The organism is Aquimarina gracilis (assembly GCF_035285365.1).
Lineage (GTDB): Bacteria > Bacteroidota > Bacteroidia > Flavobacteriales > Flavobacteriaceae > Aquimarina > Aquimarina gracilis.
In genome coordinates this window covers 587,474-610,814 of sequence record NZ_JAYKLX010000003.1, presented here as the reverse complement: position 1 = coordinate 610,814, position 23,341 = coordinate 587,474, and the positions used below count along the sequence as shown (strand labels likewise).

The following is a 23,341-nucleotide window of genomic DNA, read 5'->3' as shown; positions in this document are numbered from 1 at the left end:
AATATACAACCCCTTTTTTAACCACCAAAACTTTTTTAAATTATTTTTGAAAAAGTTTCCCCCTAACCACAAAACCTCATGAACAACACAAAACATAAACCCCGTTTTGCGGGTGCAAACATACACACCTTTTTCTAATCCACAACACTTTTTCTAAACTATTTTTTATCCTTTTTACAAACCCCTGATTATACATTGGTTACAAATAAAAAAAATCTTGAATTGATTATCCACATCAAACTTTGTGTATACGAACAATAATAGACTTACTAATAGGAGTATGACTTTTATCGGCAAAATGGTTGTAGGGAACTAGAATATTGGTTTCTGGAAAATATGCGGCCAAGTTTCCTTTTGGAATATTATAGGGTATCGCTAAGAAATTAATAGCCTTCCTTTCTTTATTATCATAGTGACTTGTTAAATTAACAATATCCAACTTCTCGATATTGTATTCTTTCATATCTTCACTATTAATAAACACAACCCTTCTTTCATTATACACTCCTCTATACCGATCATCCAAACCATATATTGTAGTATTAAATTGATCATGCGAGCGAATTGTCATAAGAACAAACTCATCTTTCTTCAATTTATGTTTAGGCAAACTACAAATACTAAATTGTGCTTTTTGATTAGGCAGCTTGCTAAAATCTAAATCTCTTACATTATTAGGAAGATAGAATCCTGTCCCTTTTGATCTATGCTCTATACTTTTAAATCCTTTGATGACAGTTTCTATTTTTTCACGAATCAATTCATAGTTTTCACTTAAGCTTTTCCATTGCACAACATGCCCCGTATCAAAATAAGCATTAGCAATACCTCCGATAATTTCGGGTTCACTCTTTAGGTTGTTCGAAATGGGTTTCATCAACCCCTTCGACCTATGCACCTTACCCATACTGTTTTCTACGGTAAAAAACCTTTGTTCTCCGTTTTTTTCATCTACTTCGGAACGTCCCAGCGTTGGCAAAATCAATGCTGTTTTACCAGTCACCAAATGCGTTCTATTCAATTTTGTACTAATATTAACGGTTAAGTCACAATTTTGAAGGGCTTCTGCTGTATATTTTGTATCTGACGCAGCTGACAAAAAATTACCACCTAAAGCAACAAAAACTTTAGCTTTTTTAGTATACATGGCTTCTATAGCGTGCACAGTATCCAATCCTTCTTTATTTGGTGGGGAAAAATTAAAAACATTTTCTATTGATTTATTTAAGACAGGAGAAACATGGTGCATAATCCCAACTGTGCGATCACCTTGAACATTACTATGACCTCTAACCGGGCAGGTACCTGCACCTGGCTTTCCCAAACTACCTTTTAGCAACAATAGATTTACGCATTCTTTGATATTTTCGACTCCATTTTTGTGCTGCGTTAATCCCATTGCCCAACAAATAATAATTTTGTCATTATCTGCCAGTACTGCAACTACTTTATCTATTAATTCTTCTTTTACCCCACATAGTTCTAAAAGTTCTTCTTTGGAATATTGTTCTATATCCTGTAATAATTCGGTAAATCCATGGGTATACCTCTTAATAAACTTATGATCAAAAACATCGGCTTTTTCTTTATCCAAAGCTGCCAACTTTTTGATTATTAACTTTAGAAGGGAAACATCTTGGTTAATTTTTACTTGAAGGTGAATATCGGTTAGTGATGTCCCTGAAGATAATACTCCTTTGATCTGCTGTGGATTTTTAAAACGAATTAAACCGGCTTCTTCTAACGGGTTAATACTTATAACTTTTCCGCCATTTTCTTTACATTTTTGAAGAGCAGATAACATTCTAGGATGATTGGTCCCTGGGTTCTGCCCCATAACGATAACCACTTGGGCTTCATCAAAATCTTCGAGTTTTACAGATCCTTTACCAATTCCTAAAGTCTCACTTAACGCAACACCACTTGATTCATGGCACATGTTTGAACAATCGGGCATGTTATTGGTTCCAAATGCTCTTACAAAGAGTCCATATAAGAATGCAGCCTCGTTACTAGATCTACCAGAAGTATAAAATATGGCTTCGTTTGGAGACTCTAATTTTTTTAGCTCATGAGTGATTAAACTGTAAGCATCTTCCCAGGAAATTGGTTCATAATGAATACTTCCTGGTTTTAAAACCATAGGTTCGGTTAGCCTTCCACTTTTACCAATTTGATAATCGGACCAATTTGAAAGTTCTTCGACAGAATATTTTGCAAAAAAATCTTTATCTACTTTTTTATGGGTTGCTTCTTCGGCCAGTGCTTTTACGCCGTTCTCGCAGTATTCTCCAAGCCTTGAAGGTTTCTCGGGATCTGGCCAGGCACACCCTGGGCAATCAAAACCTTCTTTTTGGTTCATTTTTGAAAGCGCATGAAAAGATTTAACCACACCCATTTCTTTAAAAGCATGTTGCAGCGCAACTTTTACAGCTGGGAGTCCAGCTGCATACTCGGCCGGTTCTTTTAATTTGATCCCCGTAAATTCATTTGGTCCTACAACCGAAATATTTCTTTTTTTGGTAGTGCTCATTATTTTGTGGTCTTGAAAAAACAACCCTTGATCAACTTCAAAGATACGCCTTAATCTTATGAATTGCACCAGGGATAGTAGTGAAAAATCCCGCAGTCCTATCAAGGCGAGGAATTGCAACGAATAGCCCGCCTGGGTGCCCATAATATTAGAGGAAGAAATTCCAGACCAACCCAAATCTGATGACTGCATCTCGAGTAGCATATCCCGGGGCCGAAAACTCTTTGTTCTGACTAAAAGCTTCTCCAAAATTTTCTACTTTGAAATAGATACGCGTTTGTCTTATTTTGGCATTAAAAAATATGTCTATTTGAGGAAAACCACCCAATTCTTCTTCGTTTTGAGTATAAAATTCTGATAAAACAGGATCGTATGCATCTGCAAAATACTTTGTGAAATACTTTAGTGTAACTCCTGTTTGCAAGAATAGGGCATTATTTTTAAAATAGCGATCTTCAAAATAAAGACTATTTCTAGTAATAATTTCGGGCACATTATACACTTGATCTCCACCATCAACGCTTTGATACATTACTGTATTTTCAAGACCAATTTTCCAGATTTTGAGCCCTTGAGAAAGTTTAACTTTAAGGAGGTTGATGCTTTCTGAGGATTGCAAAGGAACCGTAACAGAATCGGTATTTTTGGTAAAGTATGTGAAATTATCAATAGTAGTATAGCTTACCTCGAGGTTCGCAATTTTTTTAGCATTTACATTGACCTGTACTTTTTGTGTTTCTACATTCTCAAAAGAATTTTGCCAATTGTAATTTATATAATCACTTTGGTATAACAAGAAATTATAATTGGGTGCAACAGAGTTTGTACTTAATTTTCCTTGAATACGATATTTATCATTTAAATTATATGCGACACCTGCATTGATATAATTACCATCAAAATCGCCAGATACAATAGACATTCCGTCGGCAAAAATTTGAAGACCTTTATAATCATTTTGGTATTCACCCCCAACAGAGTATACATTGCCTTTGATACGATTTCTGATATTGATTTGATTACCCTCACTATCGGTTTGTCGAAGGATAGAATTGTATCCATAATTATAATTAGAACTACCTCCTGTAACACGAAGTTGTCCCAGCCATTTGTTTTTAAAATCAACAAAGACATGATTACTAAAATCCTCTAATGCTACTTTGTCGGTTTGTGTTCCTGATTCGTATGAGGCACCAAACAAATCATTTGCAGCGGTTTGATCAAACTGAAATGACTTATCTGTTAAATCCATTATATGTCCTAGAGAAAGCTCGGTATTGGTACTGTCTGTTTTTTTTACAATCGCGAATTTATGATTTAAGTAAAATCTCTTTCCTAAAAGAATGCTTTCTGCATCTTCGAATTTTACAGATATGGCGCCTCGATCTGCAAAATCTTCTTGTGCATCCTGACTGGAAAATTCTCCTAATGCCAAGTATTGTTGTAAGCCTTCATCAGATAACCCACCATTTTCTTCATTCAATAAATCCTGAGACACAAAATGCGACTTTACTTGATATCTTTTGTTTTTGGTAATATAATTTATTGTAGATCTAAAATTACCCGTACTTGTTAAAGCATGTTGGTATTTACCTAAGGAACGAACACCTTTATAAGCAATCGACAAGTTAAGTTGAGGCGAGGTATTTACAGTAAAAAAGGCATCCAATTGCTGCCCTTGTTCGAATGTCGTTTTAAAATATAATTCTGTAAGTGGGGTAGGCACATGATAATAGTCGATATCTTCTGCCTCCATGAAGTTAAAATGTCGAGCCCGAGCACCAAAAAGAGGCAAAAGATGATCTCTTTCTTCTCGTTTTGCCAAACTGTTGTATGTTTGACCTACATTATGAATGGGTTGCAGTTCAAAATCATCTCTCCTTAAATAGTTAAACCTATAATCCTTACGTAGTGTTAAGGTAGTATCAACATAAGTGGTATCATTTTCTATAGAAATGATTTTATAATCTGTAATCGGAGGTTTTTCCTTTTTTTCTTGGGCTCCCTCTACCCTTGATCGATTACCGGAGTCTTGAGAAGGTCTTCTACCAAACCCCGTATTTTCTTCTTGGTTTCTGTCCTGGGCCCATAGTATTGGTCCTACCAGAAGTAAAAAAATAATTATTAAGTTTTTTCTCATTCGAATGCTAAACTGTGGCAAAAATATACTTTTTTTAACGAAAGTAAATGATCTACATTGTTTGTTTAATTTATCTTTTTTATTGATTTCAAAAAATAGTTTCCTTTAAATCCTAATCAAACTGTATATTAGCATTATGCTTACCTTACAACTACATCCGAACAAACTTGAGTGCGGCACAGATGAAGCCGGTCGTGGATGCCTTGCAGGGCCTGTTACAGCAGCAGCCATAATATTGCCAAACGACTTTAATAATAGTGTTCTGAATGACTCTAAACAATTAAGCGAAAGCAAAAGAAAATCTTTAAAACCTTTATTAGAAGACTGCTGTCTTACCTATGGTGTTACACATATTTATATGGAAAAGATAGATGAAATTAATATTTTGAATGCATCAATCCTTGCCATGCAAAAGGCTATTTCGCAATTAAATCCGCAACCAGAACATATTGCTGTAGATGGAAACAAATTCAAAACTTATCAGGATATACCACATACCTGTGTGATCAAAGGAGATGGAAAATATTTAAATATAGCTGCCGCTTCGGTATTGGCTAAGACCTATCGAGACGAATACATGGAAAAAATCCATGAAGAATACCCTATGTACAACTGGAAAAAAAACAAGGGCTATCCCACTGTCGAACATCGCGAAGCTATTCGTAAATATGGTGTTACAAAGTATCATCGTAAAAGTTTTAGGCTCTTGCCAGAACAACTTACTCTGGATTTATTTTAATTCTTAAGAAATAAAAACAAAACAATATCCGTTTCAGGCAATAGGCGTATCAAAACTTCTAATTTTAAGAAAAACACTATATATCATAAATTATATTTCGGGTTTTGAAGTAGACTTTATATTTTGCAAACTCGAAATCTGAAATTTTTAAATTTGGAAACAGAGTCAAAGAATACAAAACGCACCCAAATAATGAAAAAAACAGTTGCATTGCTCTTACTATGTATTGCTATTTCCTGTACAAATGAGAGCAAAGAATCTAATGCTCTTATAGATCATATCCCCATAGACGCACAAGTCGTTATTAAAATTAATGACTTAGAAGAAACCTCAAGCAAGCTTAGGGATAACAACTTTATTAAGAACAATAAGCAAATTGATTTTTTTAAATACTTCGAAGAAATTTCGGTTTTGAATAAGACAAATCAACGTGAAGGATTATTATGTTTTTCTCCTCGAGGTAAAAACGACTTTGACTACACGTATATTTCTAAAATTGATCCCGCTTTACTTTCCAATGACTCCTTACAAACAAAAAAAATAGAGACTATAAACTATTCTGAAAAAACAATATATAAGGTAACAGATGTAAATCAGACTTTTTTTGCCACCAAAAGGGATAGTATACTTATTACTTCATCATCTCAATTACTAATTGAAAATGCTATTAGAATACAAGCAAATCCATTACCTATTGATAAAGATTTAAAAAAGGTATTTGAGGTTTCTGGATCGGACAACGCATTTTCTATACTGGTAAACGGAAAAAAATTACAAAGCATTCACAACTCATTACTACCAAATACAAAACTTGATGCCCTGGAAAATTTTAGCGGATGGGCATCTTTGGACGCCTCGCTAGACCAAAACACCATTCTTTTGGACGGAATCGCCATTGAAAAAGATTCTTTATATAGCACCATTGGCATTTTTGACAATACCATTGCCCAAGAGAATCGTATTGCAAAAGTTGCTCCAGTGACTGCCAAAGGCTTCATATCATTTACCTATGACGATTTCGAAGTATTAAAGAAAAATTTATCCTTGGCTCAGGATAGGGAATTCGAAGACATACCAAATGAGTTGGACGAAGTACTCTCTGGAGTTTCAGAAATAGGTTTGGTTTTTATGGAAAAGGAAAATGCATTGGTATTAACAACTTTGGATAGTGAAACGACTTCAAAAAGCCTTGGCGGAGCAAAGGTCGACACTTATAGAAATACCCCTATATATAATTATCAGAACACAGACGCTTTTTCGCAAGTGCTTAACCCTTTGGTCAAAAATTTTGAAGCAAAGTATTATTTTGTTAAAGATGAGTTTGTAGTTTTAGGCTCTTCTACCTCTACACTTAGAGATATTATTGCTAATATTCTTAACCAGACATTAATTTATCAACAAACGTACTACAAGAATACCGTAAAAGATTTATCTGATAATGCTTCAATTCTTATCGCCGGCTCTACCCAAAACCTTAAGAATTATATTTCTGAATATACCGAAGACAAGCTTAAGGATCAATGGGAAAATCTTCGAGATAAAGACCATCCTATCGGATTGATTCAAATCATTAAAGAAAATGATTTTGCTCACATACACGCGGTACTCAAGAAAGAAATAGCAAAAGGAGCAGCAACATCGGTAACACAAGTAGCTTCTACAACTTTAGAAAAAGAAGTATTGAACAAACCTGTTTTAGTAAAAAATCACCGAACAAAAGGGATGGATATTGCTATTCAAGATATAGAAAACAACTTGTATTTGATTTCTGACAAAGGGGACATATTCTGGAAGAAAAAAATAGATGGTGAGATTCTTGGAGAAATCCAACAAATAGATATTTATAAAAACGGAAGATTTCAGTTACTTTTTAATACAGCAAATACATTATATCTTGTTGATCGCGACGGTAAAGATGTTGCTCCTTACCCCAAAAAGTTTGAAAAAACAATTACACAACCCCTTGCATTATTTGACTATGACAAAAGCAAACGTTATCGCATCGTACTTACACAAGGCAATGAACTAACAATGCTTAATGCCGAGGGCGAAATAGTAACAGGTTTTGGATTTAAAGGTACAGATAGCAACTTGATCATTTCGCCAAAACATATTCGTATCGGCACCAAAGATTACATTTTATTATCTGAAGAAAATGGAAAGCTTAGTATTTTGGATCGACTAGGAAGAACCAGAGTTACAGTAAAAGATAAGGTCAATTTTTCAAAAAACGAATGGTATCAATACCAGGATAAATTCACATCGACTACCAAAGATGGAAAGTTAATCCAAATAGATGAAAAAGGTGGGGTAGTTACACAAAATCTAAATCTTGGTGAAAATAACGGCATCGTATCCACCAATAAAACCCTGGTAACTTTTTCGGAAAACAAATTATCTATAAAAGGACGGATCCTAGAACTAGATTACGGCGTGTATACTGAACCAAAGTTATATTATATCAATAACAAAATCTACATCACAATTACTGATGTACAAGCCAAAAAGGTTTATTTGTATGATAGCAATGCCGAGTTGTTCCCTAATTTCCCTGTCTATGGAAATTCTGTTTTAAGCTTAGGCAATATGGATAAAGACCCTAACCTAGAATTTGTTGTACAGGGCGAAGACAATAGTGTATTGATTTATCAAATTAATTAAAGAAAAAAATACAGAACAAAAAAACCGAGGTTAAGCCTCGGTTTTTTGTATATTAAATTCTGCTTCAAAAAGTGTTTTAAAATGCTTGAGTAGTTTTTCTTTTACCTCATCTATATTTACTTTTTCGAGGCCAAGTTCTACGTGAAGAGAGGTGACCGCTTTTCCTCTGATTCCGCAAGGGATAATATTGTCAAAATATCCTAAATCTGCATTTACATTTAATGCAAATCCGTGCATGGTTACCCAACGACTGGCCCGTACACCCATGGCACATATTTTACGGGCAAATGGCGTACCAACATCCAGCCAAACTCCTGTTTCTCCTTCACTACGGGTAGCTTTTATACCATACTCGGTCAAAGTAAGAATAACCATTTCCTCAAGAAAACGAAGATATTTATGTATATCGGTAAAAAAATTATCCAGGTCCAAAATTGGGTACCCTACTATTTGGCCGGGGCCGTGATAGGTTATATCTCCCCCGCGATTAATTTTATAAAAAGTCGCTTCTTTTTTTTCAAGCTCTTCTTCAGACAATAGAAGATTACTCATATCCCCACTTTTTCCCAGAGTATATACATGTGGGTGTTCTACAAAAAGAAAATAATTTGGCGTGTCGAGGCCGGCATCCTCTCTTCTGTTTTTAACCTTTATATCCAATATTTGCTTGAATAGCTGTTCCTGGTATTCCCAAGTATCTTTGAAGTCCTTATTCCCTAACTCCTGTATTTCGATCTTCTTATTCATCGGTACAAAGATACGACGAACTCAGTTCATTTTATTTGGTTATCCCGAAATTTTATTTATTTGGATTATTTAGTATTACCAAAGCGGCTATTACTCCAGGAACCCATCCGCAGATAGTTAATAACAAGACAATCAATACAGAACCGCATCCTTTATCTAATATTGATAGTGGTGGAAAAAAAATGGCTAATAAAACTCTCCAAAAACTCATAAATGTGGTAAAATAAATTAATATGTTATACTTATAGGTAGCTGGATGCAAAGTTATGTTACACCAGTTAAAAAATTAATCTTTATATTTCTCTTTTCTTTATGAAGATGAAACTACTATTTTCTTTATTTGGCATTCTTTTTTTAATACATCCTTGTGAAATCTTTGCACAGTACAAGTTTTCTGGTCATGTAAACAAAACAGATTGGCCCAATGGCGTTTACCTGTCTCTTGTTGAAGATTATAGGAAAATACATGGTATCTACTCCGAACAAATTATCCAGGAGGTTCAACCAGATTCTACTGGTTATTTCATTTTCAATGGAGATAACCTACCATCAGAAAATCGTATTTATAGAATCCATGTTGACAATTGTTCTGCGATTCACAAAAAAAGAGCGCACTTAAATGGTTTTTGTACAGATAGTGAAGAAATTCTTTTTATCGCAAACAATAAAGACTCTATTTCATTTCCTTTTTCTTTTGACAAAGAAATGTTTTGTAAAGTGGTCTCAGCAAGTGAAAAAAGTAATGGTTTCATAAAAATCGATTCTGTCATTGATGAGATGCATTATGCTTTTGGGAGCTATCGTAGTGTAGCAAACCGAAAAATCAATTCTGAAAAATGGATTAATACACTACGACAGTATAGTAAAAAATTAGACGAACCACTTATAGAACTGTATGTGTATAGTTTTTTATCCAACAAGACTAATGACTTATATTCGCAGTATCTAGAGGACTTGACTAGCAATACCTATTATGATGAATTATTAAGTAAGCTTGAGGAAAAATATCCTAATAGCACCTACAGCAATCAATATGAAATTGAATTGGCCGCTGATAAGTTTTTGCTCGACCCCAAAAAGGAAACCTCAAATAGTATGCTTTTATGGGGTATAGGAATTTTACTTATTTTTTCAATATCATTAAACCTATTTCAGTTTGTTAAGAGTAAAGAAGAAAGAAAAACAATATATGTTTCTGAAACCAAACTCACCCAACAAGAACAAAAAATACTAGAACTTATACTGGAAGATAAAACGAATAAAGAGATTGCATCTTCAATGTTTGTTAGTGTGAGCACTGTAAAAACTCATATCAACAATCTTTATAAAAAACTAGGCACTAGCTCCAGAGACGAGGTTAAGTCACTGTATATCAAATAACTTCAAAAAATCCAACCGGGGGTCTAGTCCCTATTTCATACCCGTTTTTTTCAATTCCTAGCTTTTAAAATTTCATTTTTGATGGTGTTTCTCAAGTACCAAGAGAGCAGTAAACTATTTCAATAATCCAAAAACCTATACCATGAAAAAAGAAATTTTAATGATTTTATCTACAGTGTTATTCATGACAACGTTATCATGTACACAAAAAGCTGTAGAAAAAGTGAAACCAGAAAATGTCGCAATAGCAGCAAAACATGACACTAAAGCAACAAAGTTACCTATTATGTCATTTTCAGAAACGACTTATAATTTTGGGACCATTAATGAAGGAGACGTTGTAGAACATGAGTTTCTTTTTAAAAATACAGGAGAAGCTCCTCTTGTGATCATTAGTGCAAAAGGCAGTTGTGGCTGTACTGTGCCAAAATGGTCTACAGAACCTATACAGCCCGGAGAAAGTGGATCTCTTTTGGTTCGTTTTAACTCTAGCGGAAAACCTAATATGCAGACCAAGCAGATTACAATTACAACCAATACCGAAAAGGGTAAAGAAATTCTTAAGGTTAAAGCTAATGTTACTCCAAAAAGCAGTATTGGGTCATAATTATTTCAATCTAACATCAAATAACCACAAGTAGGTAATGCAATATGTTCTTTATCTACTTGTTTCCACTTTAATTCATCAAAAAAATCAAAAAATGAAAGAGTTCATCTATATCATCCTATTGCTTATGATAACCGCAGTTTCTGGCAATGCACAACCGTTTAATAAAGAAGTTACCACAAGCAATAATCGCTCCTTACTTTTAGGAAAAATTAATAAGCAAGGACTTAGCCAAGCTCCTTATGGGCAATGGTTTCAAAAGAATTACAATCAATATGCTCCAAAAAAAGATGTGATCGAAACTATTAAGAACCAACTAAATCAATATACAATAACTGTATTCATGGGCACCTGGTGCGGTGATAGCAAACGTGAGGTACCAGCTTTCTATAAAGTGTTAGACTCGTTGAATTTTCCAGCAGAAAGAATAACTGTGGTCGCAGTAAATAATGAAAGGAATTTTTATAAACAAAGTCCAGGAGGAGAACATGAAGGCTTAAACATTCATAGGGTACCGACCTTTATTTTTTACAAAGATAGCAAAGAGGTTAATCGCATTGTAGAATCTCCAAAAGCCACACTTGAAGAAGATATTTTGCAAATAGTATCAAACAAATACATATCCAATTATTCTTCGGTGACTGCCATTGATGAAATACTAAAAGAACATGATCAGGATTACCTATTTAAAAAATCAAAAAAACTCATTTCAGAATTTAAAGAAAAAACGCAGAACATGTACGAGTTAAACACCTATGCCAATGTACTATTTTTTGCACACAAATACGAGGAAGCTATTGCTGTACTAAAATTCAATTTGATGTTATTTCCCGAAGAAGCCAATGCACATGTAAGCCTCGCAAACAAATATCTCTATTTAAATGATGAGACAAATGCAATCAAGTATTATGAAAAATCATTAAAGTTTGCCGATAATGAAGAAATTCAAAGTAAAATTAAAGAATTACGAATAGCGTCAAATCAAGAATAAAATTTTTAAGCAGACTTTTCCTTAAATTCTTTAAATACTATACTTTTGTGCCTCTAAAAAGGCAGATTTATGCAATTATCAGAACAAGAACTTGTAAGAAGACAAAAACTTAACTCACTACGCGATCTGGGTGTTAATCCGTATCCCGCTGCATTGTACCCTATTGATCACACTTCGGAAACTATAAAACATAGCTTTGAAGAAGGTAAAAAAGTGATCATTGCAGGTAGATTAATGTCGAGAAGAATCCAAGGAAAAGCTTCTTTTGCCGAGTTACAGGATGCCGAAGGGCGCATACAAGTATATTTTAATCGTGATGAAATCTGTACTGGAGAAGACAAAACAAAATATAACGAGATCTATAAAAAATTACTTGACATTGGTGATTTCGTTGGTGTAGAGGGAGAACTTTTCACCACTCAGGTAGGCGAAAAGACTGTGATGGTAAAAGATTTTACCATATTAAGCAAATCCTTAAAACCATTGCCTTTACCAAAGACCGATAAAGACGGTAATACGTATGATGAGTTTAATGATCCTGAGTTACGTTATCGTCAGCGATATGCAGATTTGGTTGTAAACCCTCATGTAAAGGAAGTGTTTATAAAAAGGACTAAACTTTTTAATGCAATGCGCGAGTTTTTTAACGATCGCGGATATTTTGAAGTTGAAACACCCATACTACAACCCATACCTGGTGGTGCTGCGGCACGTCCGTTTATCACACATCATAATTCGCTAGATATTCCTTTGTATATGAGAATTGCAAACGAATTGTATCTGAAGAGATTAATTGTAGGAGGATTTGATGGGGTTTATGAGTTTTCAAAAAACTTCAGAAATGAAGGAATGGACCGTACGCACAATCCAGAATTTACGGCTATGGAAATCTATGTAGCCTACAAAGATTATAACTGGATGATGGATTTTTGTGAACAGTTATTAGAGCATTGTGCTATTGCAGTAAATGGAAGCACAAAGGCGACTTTTGGCGAGCATGAAATTGATTTTAAAGCACCATATGCTAGAGTTACTATGGCAGATTCTATCAAACATTTTACTGGTTTTGATATTACAGGAAAATCGGAAGATGAAATTCGAAAAGCTGCCAAAGATATGGGAGTCGAAGTTGATGATACTATGGGTAAAGGAAAGCTTATCGATGAGATTTTTGGTGAAAAATGTGAAGGAAATTATATTCAGCCCACTTTTATTACCGATTATCCAAAAGAAATGAGTCCTTTATGTAAGGAACATAGAGATAATCCAGAATTAACTGAGCGTTTTGAACTGATGGTTTGCGGTAAAGAAATTGCCAATGCATACTCTGAGCTTAATGACCCTATAGACCAGCGTGAACGTTTTGAAGATCAGTTAAAACTAGGAGAAAAAGGTGATGACGAAGCTATGTTTATCGATCAGGATTTTCTTAGGGCATTAGAATACGGTATGCCTCCAACCTCTGGAATGGGAATCGGTATGGATCGTTTGATCATGTATTTGACCAATAATCAATCTATCCAGGAAGTTTTGTTTTTCCCACAAATGAGACCAGAGAAAAAGCAGGTAGAACTTAATGACAATGAGAAAACCATTTTTAATATCTTAAAGAAAGAGAAAAGCATGGTCCTTTCTGATCTTAAAAATGCAGCCGGACTTAGCAACAAAGGCTGGGACAAAGGAATGAAAGGTTTGTCAAAACTTGGGCTTACCAAGGTAACCAAAACAGAAGATAACCTAATTGTAGAGTTGGCAGAATAAAAATGTCAAAACTCTTTATACCAAACAAAAACGCAACCGGTATGGTTGCGTTTTCTCTTTTTTTAAAAACAGAATTCTAACCCTACGAAATAGTTTTTCCTGCCATTTCTGTATAATTGTCTTGAGCAATTGTATCGATAAAGTTCAATTGTAACTCTTCATTTCCAGCAGTAAAAGGTATCTTCACTCCTACTGTTTTAATGTTATCCTGCAATTACACAAGCCTTATTTATACCCAATTCAATATTAAGAATCCCTTATTCTAATGTTACGTAATTGAAGAATTTTTGTAGAAATTAAGTTATACTTGTAGTTTTCAAAGAATTCCTATATTTGAGTGTTCTAAAACTAACAACCATGCCTTTTATAACAGACGAAGAATTACAAGATTTTAAGGATCAAATAGAAAAAGCTGAAGAAGCTAAGCGTACTTCGAATTATATGCGTGAGAAAGCTATCAAAGATGAACAGGAAAACTCACAAAAATTTAAGATTGCAACCATCATATTAGGAATAGTTGCCTTGCTTGGTGTAGCAGGCACTATATACTTTATGAACTTCAGCACTCCTTCAAATATGATTTCGCAAAAAGAGCATAATGATCAAAAAGGGATCTTGGAGAATAAAATTGCAGGATTGGAAGAAACCATTCAGAATCTATCGATGAATCAAGAACTCAATGCGGATGACTCTGGAGAAAGTGCTGGTTCATTAAACGATGAATTGGTATACGCCGTACAGATAGGAGCTTTTGAAGAAAAAAATCTATCCATGTACTCTGAGAACTTTGTGAATTTCAAAGAAATTAGAAGTGAAGGCTTTAATAAATATGCATTAGGAAATTTTGAAACGCTAAATGAAGCCAAGAAATTTCGCCGAGAACTTGTAAAGCTAGGCTTTAGAAATGCTTTTATAGCTTCTTATCAAAATGGGAAACGCCTAAAAATTGAAGAAGCCTGGTAAAACACAAAATAATTAGTGGGTAGCCCTTCATTAATACCGACTACCCACTACAAACTCACTAACCGCCAACTATACGTTTACAATAACATACCCCCTTCGGGCTCTTTTGTAGTACACTCCATTACATCTGTAATATCGTACTCCTTTAACTTTCACAACCTTATACCCTCTTGGTAAAGTTGCTACTTTTACCCCAACTGGAGCTGCTACTGTTCTATACCCTCTATTGTTTTTCACATACCAAACTCCACCGCTTCTATAATACCGAACACTTTTATGCACAATAACAGTAGGGTTATGTAATTTTGTAATCACTATGGTTCGTGCAGGACGAACACGTACTGTTGTGGCACAAGAAGTCGTTAAAAAAGAAATTAATAAAATTGGTAATGCTATTTTTAGTATCGTCTTCATATCCATAGTTTTTTGCTTTCTCTATGAATAAGACCTCAATACCGAAAAAAGGTTTAATTGGCGGTTTATTATTTTTCTACATATTCCTGAATCGGTTTTCCATCGATAATCACATCTTTAAGTACTGCTTGCCCATTTTTTACATGAACAATTGCATATACATTTTGTTTTAAACTATCGCGATTTACTTTTGTGTATGCTACCTCGGCATCTTTAGCCTTGGTTTCTTCCATATAAAACCTGTTAAAAGGCAATTCAAAATTTACTACTCCTTTATAATTACCGGTGATTTTGGCGGTTACATAATCTTTTTGACCATCTAAAGGTTTTTTGCTTAGGCTAACTGCTTTGGCAAAACCATTATCATCTTTTTCTATATATACCCTAACCTTATCTCCATATGTAAGGTTGGTATCCGTAATGGTCATAGAATTCATTTCATAATTAAGTGTAATATACTTTCCTCGAAAAGGATCTGTTGGGTCAATTGGCATCGTTTTAAACTTATAAGCGTTCCCAGATTTTAATATATCTTCTTGTTTCCATATCATGTGTGAGGGAACAAAAATTTGAATCAAAGCGATCAATAGAAACCCTATAAATAGGTGTATCATCTTCATAACTGTAAATCTTTAAGTTGCTTTTTAATTTTTTGTTGTTTTTTGAGCATCACATAATTTGTTACAAAAAAACCTGCTCCCACTAGCACAAACAATATTCCTCTAAGGACAAAACTCATCCCAGTATCAAAAAACCTGCAAACTATTAGAATAGAAATAATCAATAACCCATAATTAAGTATGCCGAAGTTAAATTTATCGGCCCCTATTTTTATCGCAGATATCCCCAAAGCAAATACCAGCATATTCATAAGTATTACTGCCACAACCTCTAAAGAAGAAAAGGAGAAAAAGACGAACCAAAAAATCATAAATGCTACTTGAAACAAGTTAATGCCTTTTATTCCATTTTTTCCGAAGATATATCCCAAAGCGGTAATCGCAGCCACCAATAAGAATAATGCTGTATATAACCCCTGAGCGTTATAGTCGAGAATATCTGAATGTTCATCCCAAATCCATCTAAAAGTGAATATCATCAACGACACCGCGGTCCCCATGGATCCAATGATTAGATATCCATTTTTAAGCGTTCGTAATTTTTCAAAAATGGATAGCCTCCCGATATTATATAACAATCCAAATAAGGTAATATACTTCACAAAACCTAAATCGCCATTTTTACCAACAAAAGCTCCCAGAGCAATGACAATACTTGCTGGAAGTACCCAATTAAAAATAGCAACGGTATTACTAGAAATTTTCTTTTTCAATAAAAAGAAATAGTGCGGCAACACCCCAAAAAAGAATATTAAATACATCCATGGTGTTTGCGAATTTCTATAATTCCATAATCCTACCTCAACAGCATAATATGTACTAAATAGCACAACCAATAAAGCTACAGCATGTGATCGCAATAAATACATAAGTGGAAAACAAAGCGCAGTCCAGGTTAATAAATATGCTCCAAGATCACCTGGAATATTGTAGATCTGACTGATCAATGCTATACAGGCCCCAACCGAAAAAAACAAAAAGGTTCCCGATGCCTCTTTCCAGGTAGCCGATTTCTTTTTAAGTATCGAAAAACCAGTAAAAAACTGCCCTATTAACAATGGCGCAAAGGCTAGTATGGTTTTGGTTACTCTAGAAAAATCATCCCAATTATGCGCTAACATTAAGATAATTCCCGACCCGACTAATAATGCTCCAAAAACCCCAAAGATCATAAATAGTTTATTGGGCTTGCCAATATCTTTGGTGGCATAATATTGTTCTATTTTATCTGCAAGCTCTGGTGAGATCACTTTATCTCTAACCAAAGTCTTTAGTTCTTTATTAAATTTTGAACCCATGACACAAAATTGTTTAGTTATAAATGTAATGAAAAAGACGGCTACAGCCCTGCAGCCGTCTTCTACAATCATCAAAACAAGGAGCCTACCCCCAAATCTATCTAATGGTTACTATTAAATTGATTTGGCTCCTTCTTTTGATTACTTTCCTCTATCGTCTATATACTTTTTATCTCTGGTGTTTTTTTGCACCGCAATGGCCGCAAACAGACTTAGCGTAAAGGACATCCCATAAAATCCTTTTTCACTAAGGTCGAGATCTGCGTTCCATAAACCGATAATAAGTAGTAAAATAGAAGTAAGTGTTGTAAACCAACTTATCCCATAATAAATTTCGGTAACAGGAATTCCTTCTAATCGATCCCTAACACTTTTTTGCACCGATACTGCAGAGAACAATCCAAATAATAAGATTGTAAAATAGTATCCTTTCTCATTCAACATCATGTCGGCGTTCCATAAGCCGATACAATACGATATCATACCTATAAATAATGCCGACCACGAGGCCGATATAAAAGCCGATGTTGGCTTTTGATCATATACTTTTGGTTCTTTCTTTTCTTTTTTGTCTTTTGTATCAAGAGATACATCGTTGCTAAATTGATAATCCATAATAATTTGATTTTGATGATTTAACGGTACAAATGTGCAATGATCTGCCGAAGTACTAAATTCAATTTTTAATAAAAACTTACGATATATTTATATTAAAAATCAGTTATTTCTAATATTTATAGTATTTTTATATATATTATACTTACGATATAATGAGTACTATTTCATCTATTATAAACACTCTATCCGAAGAAGAAAAGCGAAGTTTTGTTGGGTTATTGCGACAAAAAAACAAAAGAAACGATACCAAAAACATTCAGTTATTTAAGCTTTTGGATACTACAAAACATATAAAGGACCTTGACATTAAACTCTATAGAAAACCCGCCAAAGGCGCGTTACATGCACTAAGCAAAAGATTGCATGACAACCTCATTGATTTTGTAGCTTCAAAGAGTTTTGAAGGCGAAACCTCTGAAGAAATGGAAATCCTAAAACTACTGCTCGCTAGCAGAATTTTCTTTGAACAAAAGCAATATAAAATTGGTTTTAAAACCTTACAAAAAGCAGAGCATAAGGCAAAAAGTTATGATTTGTTTACGATTCTTAATGAAATCTATTATACCAAAATACAATATGCACACCAGGATACTACACTAGTACTCGATGACCTTATCACAGATTTTAAAAACAACAAAGATTCGATACAGCAAGAAGAAAACCTAAACCTGTTTTATGCCAGTGTACAAAACGAACTTACCAAACAGCGAAGTGATTACGGAACGGTAATACGGGAAGCTTTATCAAAATTTGGGATCTCGACCACCCAGGACCTTACGTTTAGATCCTTGTTTAAGATTCTGGATATTACCAACAAAGCCGCCCAGGCTACTCGAAATTATTTTACGATACTCCCCTTTGTAGAAGAAGCCTATACACTTATAGACAACAAAGAAGACCTGATCGATAAGCACCTATTTTATCATATCCAGATTTTGTATTATGTTGCCAATGCCTATTTTAGAAACAAAGATTTTAAGACCTCGCAGCAGTATCTTGATCTCATGACACAGCAGATGGATAAGATGCAAGGCAAGTATTACCGTAGGTTTTTTCCACAATACACCCTGTTACACACCTTAAACCTTGCGTATACCGGTTGTGCAAATGAAGCAATTACCAGCCTTGAAGATTTTGACGACGACCGTCACAAAGAGCAAATCACCTATTTGTTGGACCTAAAACTAAGTTTGATTGTTTTTTACTTTATGAAATCCCGGTTTAAAGCAGCTTTGGGGGTGCTTAACAACCTTTATCATAGTGATCATTGGTATTTCGAAAAAGCAGGCACACTATGGGTCATCAAAAAGAACCTGGTCGAGATCCTACTACATATAGAGCTTGATAATCTGGATCTGGTAGAATCGCGTGCCAATAGCTTTAGAAAAAAACATGGCAGCTATCTTAAAAGCCACGGAGAACAACGCGCCCTGGATTTCTTAAAACTCGTACTCGAGTATTACCGTAAACCCGAAGTGGTCACCACCCAATCTTTTAAAAACAAAATAGAAATCACCCTCACTATCCCACCCCGAGAACAAGAAGATATTTTTGAGATGAGTTTTTATGCCTGGTTAAAAGCCAAAGCGTATGGCACAGATCTATATCAAACGGCTTTGAAGTTAGTTGGTCGATAGTGTACTGTCCATAGTCCGCAGTCCTTAGAAGAAAAACAGTATACAATAATTACTCACAATAGCTATCGAGTAAAACCAATCCCGGGATCACTATAAGGGTCCCGAGATTTTTTTATCCCCTCTGTATAACAAAAAGACTTCCCCGTAATTTATACAAGATCTCCTGTACTATACATACAGCTTTCCTGTAGGTTAAACACTATTCTTGTAGGTTACAAAAACACTCCTGTATATATTATAGATCTTCCTGTAGTGTATGCAAGTTACGGGACGAGCAAATCATATAACGGAAAGAGGCAATTATACTACGGGAAGCCTGTGTATGGATGATGGTTATTCCAGGAGCCAATAAAAAAACCCTTGTCACATTGTAAAAAAACAAAAAAAAAATCCCAGTTTCAAAAAATGAAACTGGCACGTATTAATATTGCCTTGAAAACAAAAAAACAAAAACCAAGATGAGGAAATCCGTAAACTATTTTTTTAATGAAATAACATTTTTTGTGTCGTTAATCCAAGTTATGAAACCGCATATCGAAAACTTTTAAAATAGGGGAAAATCCCCCTGCTGCCCCTATTGTTTAACCGTAAATATAATGATAGGTTTGCCAGCGGAAAAATTGAATCACTATCTACAAAACAACCATCGCTTATGAATAAATTTATTTGTTCTCTAACCTTTTTATTGGTTTTTTATACCTCGTTTTCTCAAGAGGAACAAGGGGCATCTGCTGAGTTTAATTATGACCAGGAGATCGCTAAAGCCACTCGATTACCAAATTCACCAGAAGCAGCAGCTTTTGCAAAATACGGGAATGTCCCGGTATCTATGTATACTGGAACGCCTTCTATAGAAGTTCCTTTATATACGCTACAAACCAAAGAAATGGCAGTTCCCATACGACTTACGTATGATGCCTCTGGACTAAAAGTAGAACAACTAGCCACTTGGGTTGGTTTGGGTTGGAACCTTCAAGCCGGGGGTGTTGTAACCCGCAATTTGATGGGGCGTCCCGATGCTCGATATTCAGCAACAGCTGCCTATAAAGCTCATTATAATTCTGAAACTCGAGCAGCCATGGCTTCTTATGGAACTCGTGTAGATGGAGGTCCATATCCACCGGGATTTATTCGTGATTACTTCGTTTTTTTAGATAAATATCAAGATGATGAGTACGATACTCAGCCCGATTATTATTCTTTTTCGGCACCAGGAGCATCAGGCACCTTTTTTATTGATTACACCACCGATCTTGGGGTATCCATGGAAAATCCCAATATCCAGATTATACCACAATTTAATACCACTCATGCTTCATACAGTAATAGCAACAATAGACTATTAAAAGGCTTTACAGTCATTACAGAAACGGGTACGCGATATGAATTCACGAACAGAGAAACTACACATCACTTCACTACCAAACATATTAATGGTGTAGAAGGAAACTTTAAAGAAGTGTATGCTTCTTCGTGGTTTTTAAGTAAAATCGTTACCGCAGTAACCCAAGAAGAAATCGAGTTCGTATATAGCACGGCTAAAATTTGGGATAACCCTCAAAATGGAGGTCGCACTACCTTTCGATCAGATTTTTTAAATAGTACCTCTTCACAGGTAAGCTGCTCAGGGCAGTTAGCCATCTCTAATGACTCTTCTTATCAAATCGAACAATTTGACTTAAAAGAGATTCGGGTAAATGGAAAGAAACGTCTTTTATTTACTACCAATCCAACCGATCGATTAGATCTTGCCGGAAAAAAATCTTTGAAAGAGATTAATATTTATGATGACAATTTGAAACTAAACAAAAAGATTACACTTAATACGACCTATTTTAATGACGACCTTTCAAACCCAACCGAATTTGACTTACGCCTTCGTCTTGACGGACTCACCATCGAAGGGTATGCCAGTACTAACGATGTTATCACACCAACTTCAAACGCCAACGCCATACAAACCTATGATTTTGATTACAATGCGGGTAGCTTACCTAGTCGTTTATCATTGGCCCAGGATTATTGGGGGTATTATAATGGTGAAAGTAACAGTACTTTAATTCCAAAATACAATGACGGCTCGACACTATTTAGTGGTGCCAATAGAGAGCCGGTCTTATCTTATACTCAAAAAGGAGTTTTACAAAAGATTACGTATCCAACCAGAGGTTCGACATCATTTGAGTACGAATTACATAAACTGAAACCCATAACACAAGAAAACACCTATGATCAATCTATTGCTAGTCTTACAGGAGGGATTGACCCCAATGACACTTATAACTACCTGGATTGTGATGATGCTGGAGCTGCACCAAAGGCAGTCAGCCGTTTTTTTACCGTTGATGAAGATGGAACCTATAAAATCACTTTAAGATCTACACAAACCGGAAATGCCACTACATCAGGTAATTTCACACATTTAGCGATTTATCAATCATATGATGGGGATGGTACTTGCAGGGATGTAGAATTTCCTCCAGGCTCTGGAATTATTAACCGCGTTTGTGATAATGACACGCCTCCAAGACAGTATTGCGAGGTGATGAACAATACTACTATCCCATTATGGGAAGAAGCCTTTGGAGTTAATTATACCAAAACCTTTACTGCTACCTTACAAACCGGAAAAGATTATCGAGTGTTTTTGGCCAGTATCATCGAGGGAAATTCTGTTTCAGTTACTATAGAAAAATCTAAGACTATCACTGTAACACCCCAGATTGGAGGATTACGTGTCAAAACAGTGAGAGATTATGACAATGATGGAACCCAAACCACTTCAAAACGATATATCTATGATCACTATAAAAGAGAGCAACCAGAATCTACAGCTTTGGTGCATCAGTCTGCCAGTTTTCATGATTTTCGACAACAAGAAACCGTTGCTGGATCAGGTCTAGGTGCCACAACAGAAACCTGCACCATGCTTAATCGATACTCATCAAATCTAAATGCACCGGTAAACAATGTAGTAACCTACAGTACCGTATCTGAAGTTTTAGAAGATGATAGCTTTACGGTTTTTAATTTCCATAACCGAATTGAAGCAAGTTACCGTCGCCCGTATCCTGTAAAGCATTTTCTAAATGGCCAGGTAAAATCACAAAGTGTGTATAAGGCTGATAAATCATTGCTTCAACACACCATACACCATTATGATGATGTGTATCTTGGGAATAAACGTGTTGGTTTCACTCTAGATAATTATGAATCCAAGCGTCAATTCGCAAAGATTTCGCAAAGTCCACAGGATCCAAATATGGAACAATTAGAATACCTGGCGATGTCTCCTCTGGGGGAGTCTTGTTTTGGAGCTCAAGGTATATATTGTAAACCGGGTCCTGTCTCTAAATTCCAACCACTAAAATACAGTTTCACCAACCATTGGATCAAAAACGACAGTACCATTACCAAACAGTTTTATGGTACAGATTCTCTAGTCACCAAAACAGCATATCACTACGATAATCTTGGACACAGATTACTCACTCGAATCTTAATTACAGACAGTAAAGGAAACCATGTAGAGACCCAAACTTTTTATCCTGAGGATGTAACCGTAACCACCAGCTTAGGACAAGCTTTGGAAAATGAAACCTATACAGCAATCCAGGAGCTTAAAAGAAATGGTTCTAATCCTCGTATTGCGGAACCGATACAAACGGTTACCACCAACAATGGATCACAAACAACGTTGCGACGCAATTTCAAAATTTGGAACAATGGATTTATTCAACCCAAAACTATCCAAACGGCCAAAGAAGATGACGAGCTAGAAAGCAGGTTGATCTATGAGAACTACGACACCAAAGGAAATCTTTTAGAGGCCTTTGCTCAAGACGGAGTGCATAGTATGTATATCTGGGGATATGATGGGCAATACCCCATAGCCAAAATTGAAAATAGTAGCTACACCGATATTCCGGTCGAAGTGCAGACCCTAATTGATGAAGCCATCACAGCGTCCGATAATGACACCGATCTAGCTAAAGAAACGCAGCTACTCGGTAAATTAAAACAGCTTCGGGAACATGTATATTTTGAAAACACCATGATCACTACCTATACCTATGACCCACAGGTAGGAGTAACCAGTATGACTGATCCAAGAGGGTATACTATGTATTATACCTATGACGATTTGGGTCGCTTGCACCATGTTAAAGATGCTCAAGGTCACCTGGTTTCTGAAAATAAATATCACTACAAAAACTAATCCACCACTACAA

Annotated in this window: 17 protein-coding genes; 9 read left to right on the top strand and 8 right to left on the bottom strand. The window is 35.3% G+C overall.

Going from position 1 to position 23,341, the window contains the following annotated elements; all coding sequences use genetic code 11:
• Positions 1–235: 235 nt before the first annotated feature.
• Together U6A24_RS08585 and U6A24_RS08580 are read right to left on the bottom strand one after the other, a co-directional pair.
• Positions 236–2,533 carry an FdhF/YdeP family oxidoreductase gene (locus tag U6A24_RS08585; protein ID WP_324179545.1) on the bottom strand — a complete coding sequence of 766 codons (2,298 nt, stop codon included), beginning with the start codon at positions 2,531–2,533 and terminating at the stop codon, positions 236–238.
• 148 nt (positions 2,534–2,681) lie between these two features.
• On the bottom strand, positions 2,682–4,673 hold the full coding sequence (locus U6A24_RS08580) for a putative porin (RefSeq protein ID WP_324179536.1): 1,992 nt from the start codon (positions 4,671–4,673) through the stop codon (positions 2,682–2,684).
• A 136-nt stretch (positions 4,674–4,809) separates the two neighbouring features.
• Here U6A24_RS08580 and U6A24_RS08575 point away from each other — a divergent pair, with 136 nt between their 5' ends.
• Both U6A24_RS08575 and U6A24_RS08570 read left to right on the top strand, forming a co-directional pair.
• A complete protein-coding gene (locus tag U6A24_RS08575) occupies positions 4,810–5,412 on the top strand; it encodes a ribonuclease HII (protein WP_324179535.1) in 603 nt (200 codons plus the stop codon).
• A 192-nt stretch (positions 5,413–5,604) separates the two neighbouring features.
• Positions 5,605–8,073, top strand: coding sequence for a hypothetical protein (locus U6A24_RS08570; protein ID WP_324179534.1), 2,469 nt, complete (start codon positions 5,605–5,607; stop codon positions 8,071–8,073).
• Positions 8,074–8,103: 30 nt separating this feature from the next.
• On the opposite strand, the gene lipB is transcribed toward U6A24_RS08570, so the two are convergent.
• Both lipB and U6A24_RS08560 read right to left on the bottom strand, forming a co-directional pair.
• A complete protein-coding gene (lipB, locus tag U6A24_RS08565) occupies positions 8,104–8,820 on the bottom strand; it encodes a lipoyl(octanoyl) transferase LipB (protein WP_324179533.1) in 717 nt (238 codons plus the stop codon).
• A 52-nt stretch (positions 8,821–8,872) separates the two neighbouring features.
• Positions 8,873–9,031 (bottom strand): YqaE/Pmp3 family membrane protein, encoded by a 159-nt coding sequence (locus U6A24_RS08560; RefSeq protein WP_248328337.1) that lies wholly within the window; start codon positions 9,029–9,031, stop codon positions 8,873–8,875.
• A 107-nt stretch (positions 9,032–9,138) separates the two neighbouring features.
• On the opposite strand from U6A24_RS08560, the gene U6A24_RS08555 reads away from it, so the two are divergent.
• The 5 genes from U6A24_RS08555 (at position 9,139) to U6A24_RS08535 (ending at position 14,522) form a co-directional block, all read left to right on the top strand.
• Positions 9,139–10,200 carry a response regulator transcription factor gene (locus U6A24_RS08555; RefSeq protein ID WP_324179532.1) on the top strand — a complete coding sequence of 354 codons (1,062 nt, stop codon included), beginning with the start codon at positions 9,139–9,141 and terminating at the stop codon, positions 10,198–10,200.
• 142 nt (positions 10,201–10,342) lie between these two features.
• Positions 10,343–10,807: a DUF1573 domain-containing protein gene (locus U6A24_RS08550; RefSeq protein ID WP_324179531.1), complete on the top strand. Its 465-nt coding sequence runs from the start codon at positions 10,343–10,345 to the stop codon at positions 10,805–10,807.
• Positions 10,808–10,901: 94 nt separating this feature from the next.
• Positions 10,902–11,798 (top strand): thioredoxin family protein, encoded by an 897-nt coding sequence (locus U6A24_RS08545; RefSeq protein ID WP_324179530.1) that lies wholly within the window; start codon positions 10,902–10,904, stop codon positions 11,796–11,798.
• Positions 11,799–11,867: 69 nt separating this feature from the next.
• Positions 11,868–13,559, top strand: coding sequence for a lysine--tRNA ligase (gene lysS / locus U6A24_RS08540; protein ID WP_324179529.1), 1,692 nt, complete (start codon positions 11,868–11,870; stop codon positions 13,557–13,559).
• Positions 13,560–13,916: 357 nt separating this feature from the next.
• On the top strand, positions 13,917–14,522 hold the full coding sequence (locus U6A24_RS08535) for an SPOR domain-containing protein (RefSeq protein ID WP_324179528.1): 606 nt from the start codon (positions 13,917–13,919) through the stop codon (positions 14,520–14,522).
• A 69-nt stretch (positions 14,523–14,591) separates the two neighbouring features.
• Here U6A24_RS08535 and U6A24_RS08530 read toward each other — a convergent pair whose 3' ends face one another.
• The 4 genes from U6A24_RS08530 to yiaA all read right to left on the bottom strand — a co-directional run bounded on the left by U6A24_RS08530 (position 14,592) and on the right by yiaA (position 17,469).
• Entirely contained in the window at positions 14,592–14,936 is a 345-nt protein-coding gene (locus U6A24_RS08530) for a DUF6515 family protein (protein WP_324179527.1), read from the bottom strand.
• Positions 14,937–15,004: 68 nt separating this feature from the next.
• The gene (locus U6A24_RS08525) at positions 15,005–15,556 is read right to left on the bottom strand and encodes a GDYXXLXY domain-containing protein (protein ID WP_324179526.1); all 552 of its coding nucleotides are present in this window, start codon (positions 15,554–15,556) and stop codon (positions 15,005–15,007) included.
• Complete coding sequence (locus U6A24_RS08520) at positions 15,553–16,854, bottom strand: DUF2157 domain-containing protein (RefSeq protein ID WP_324179525.1); 1,302 nt, start codon at positions 16,852–16,854, stop codon at positions 15,553–15,555. The genes U6A24_RS08525 and U6A24_RS08520 overlap by 4 nt, the downstream gene beginning before the upstream one ends.
• Before the next feature lie 141 nt (positions 16,855–16,995).
• On the bottom strand, positions 16,996–17,469 hold the full coding sequence (gene yiaA / locus U6A24_RS08515) for an inner membrane protein YiaA (protein WP_324179524.1): 474 nt from the start codon (positions 17,467–17,469) through the stop codon (positions 16,996–16,998).
• A gap of 155 nt (positions 17,470–17,624) precedes the next feature.
• On the opposite strand from yiaA, the gene U6A24_RS08510 reads away from it, so the two are divergent.
• Positions 17,625–19,109 carry a hypothetical protein gene (locus tag U6A24_RS08510; RefSeq protein ID WP_324179523.1) on the top strand — a complete coding sequence of 495 codons (1,485 nt, stop codon included), beginning with the start codon at positions 17,625–17,627 and terminating at the stop codon, positions 19,107–19,109.
• A 652-nt stretch (positions 19,110–19,761) separates the two neighbouring features.
• On the top strand, positions 19,762–23,328 hold the full coding sequence (locus tag U6A24_RS08505) for an RHS repeat domain-containing protein (protein WP_324179522.1): 3,567 nt from the start codon (positions 19,762–19,764) through the stop codon (positions 23,326–23,328).
• Positions 23,329–23,341 lie beyond the last annotated feature (13 nt).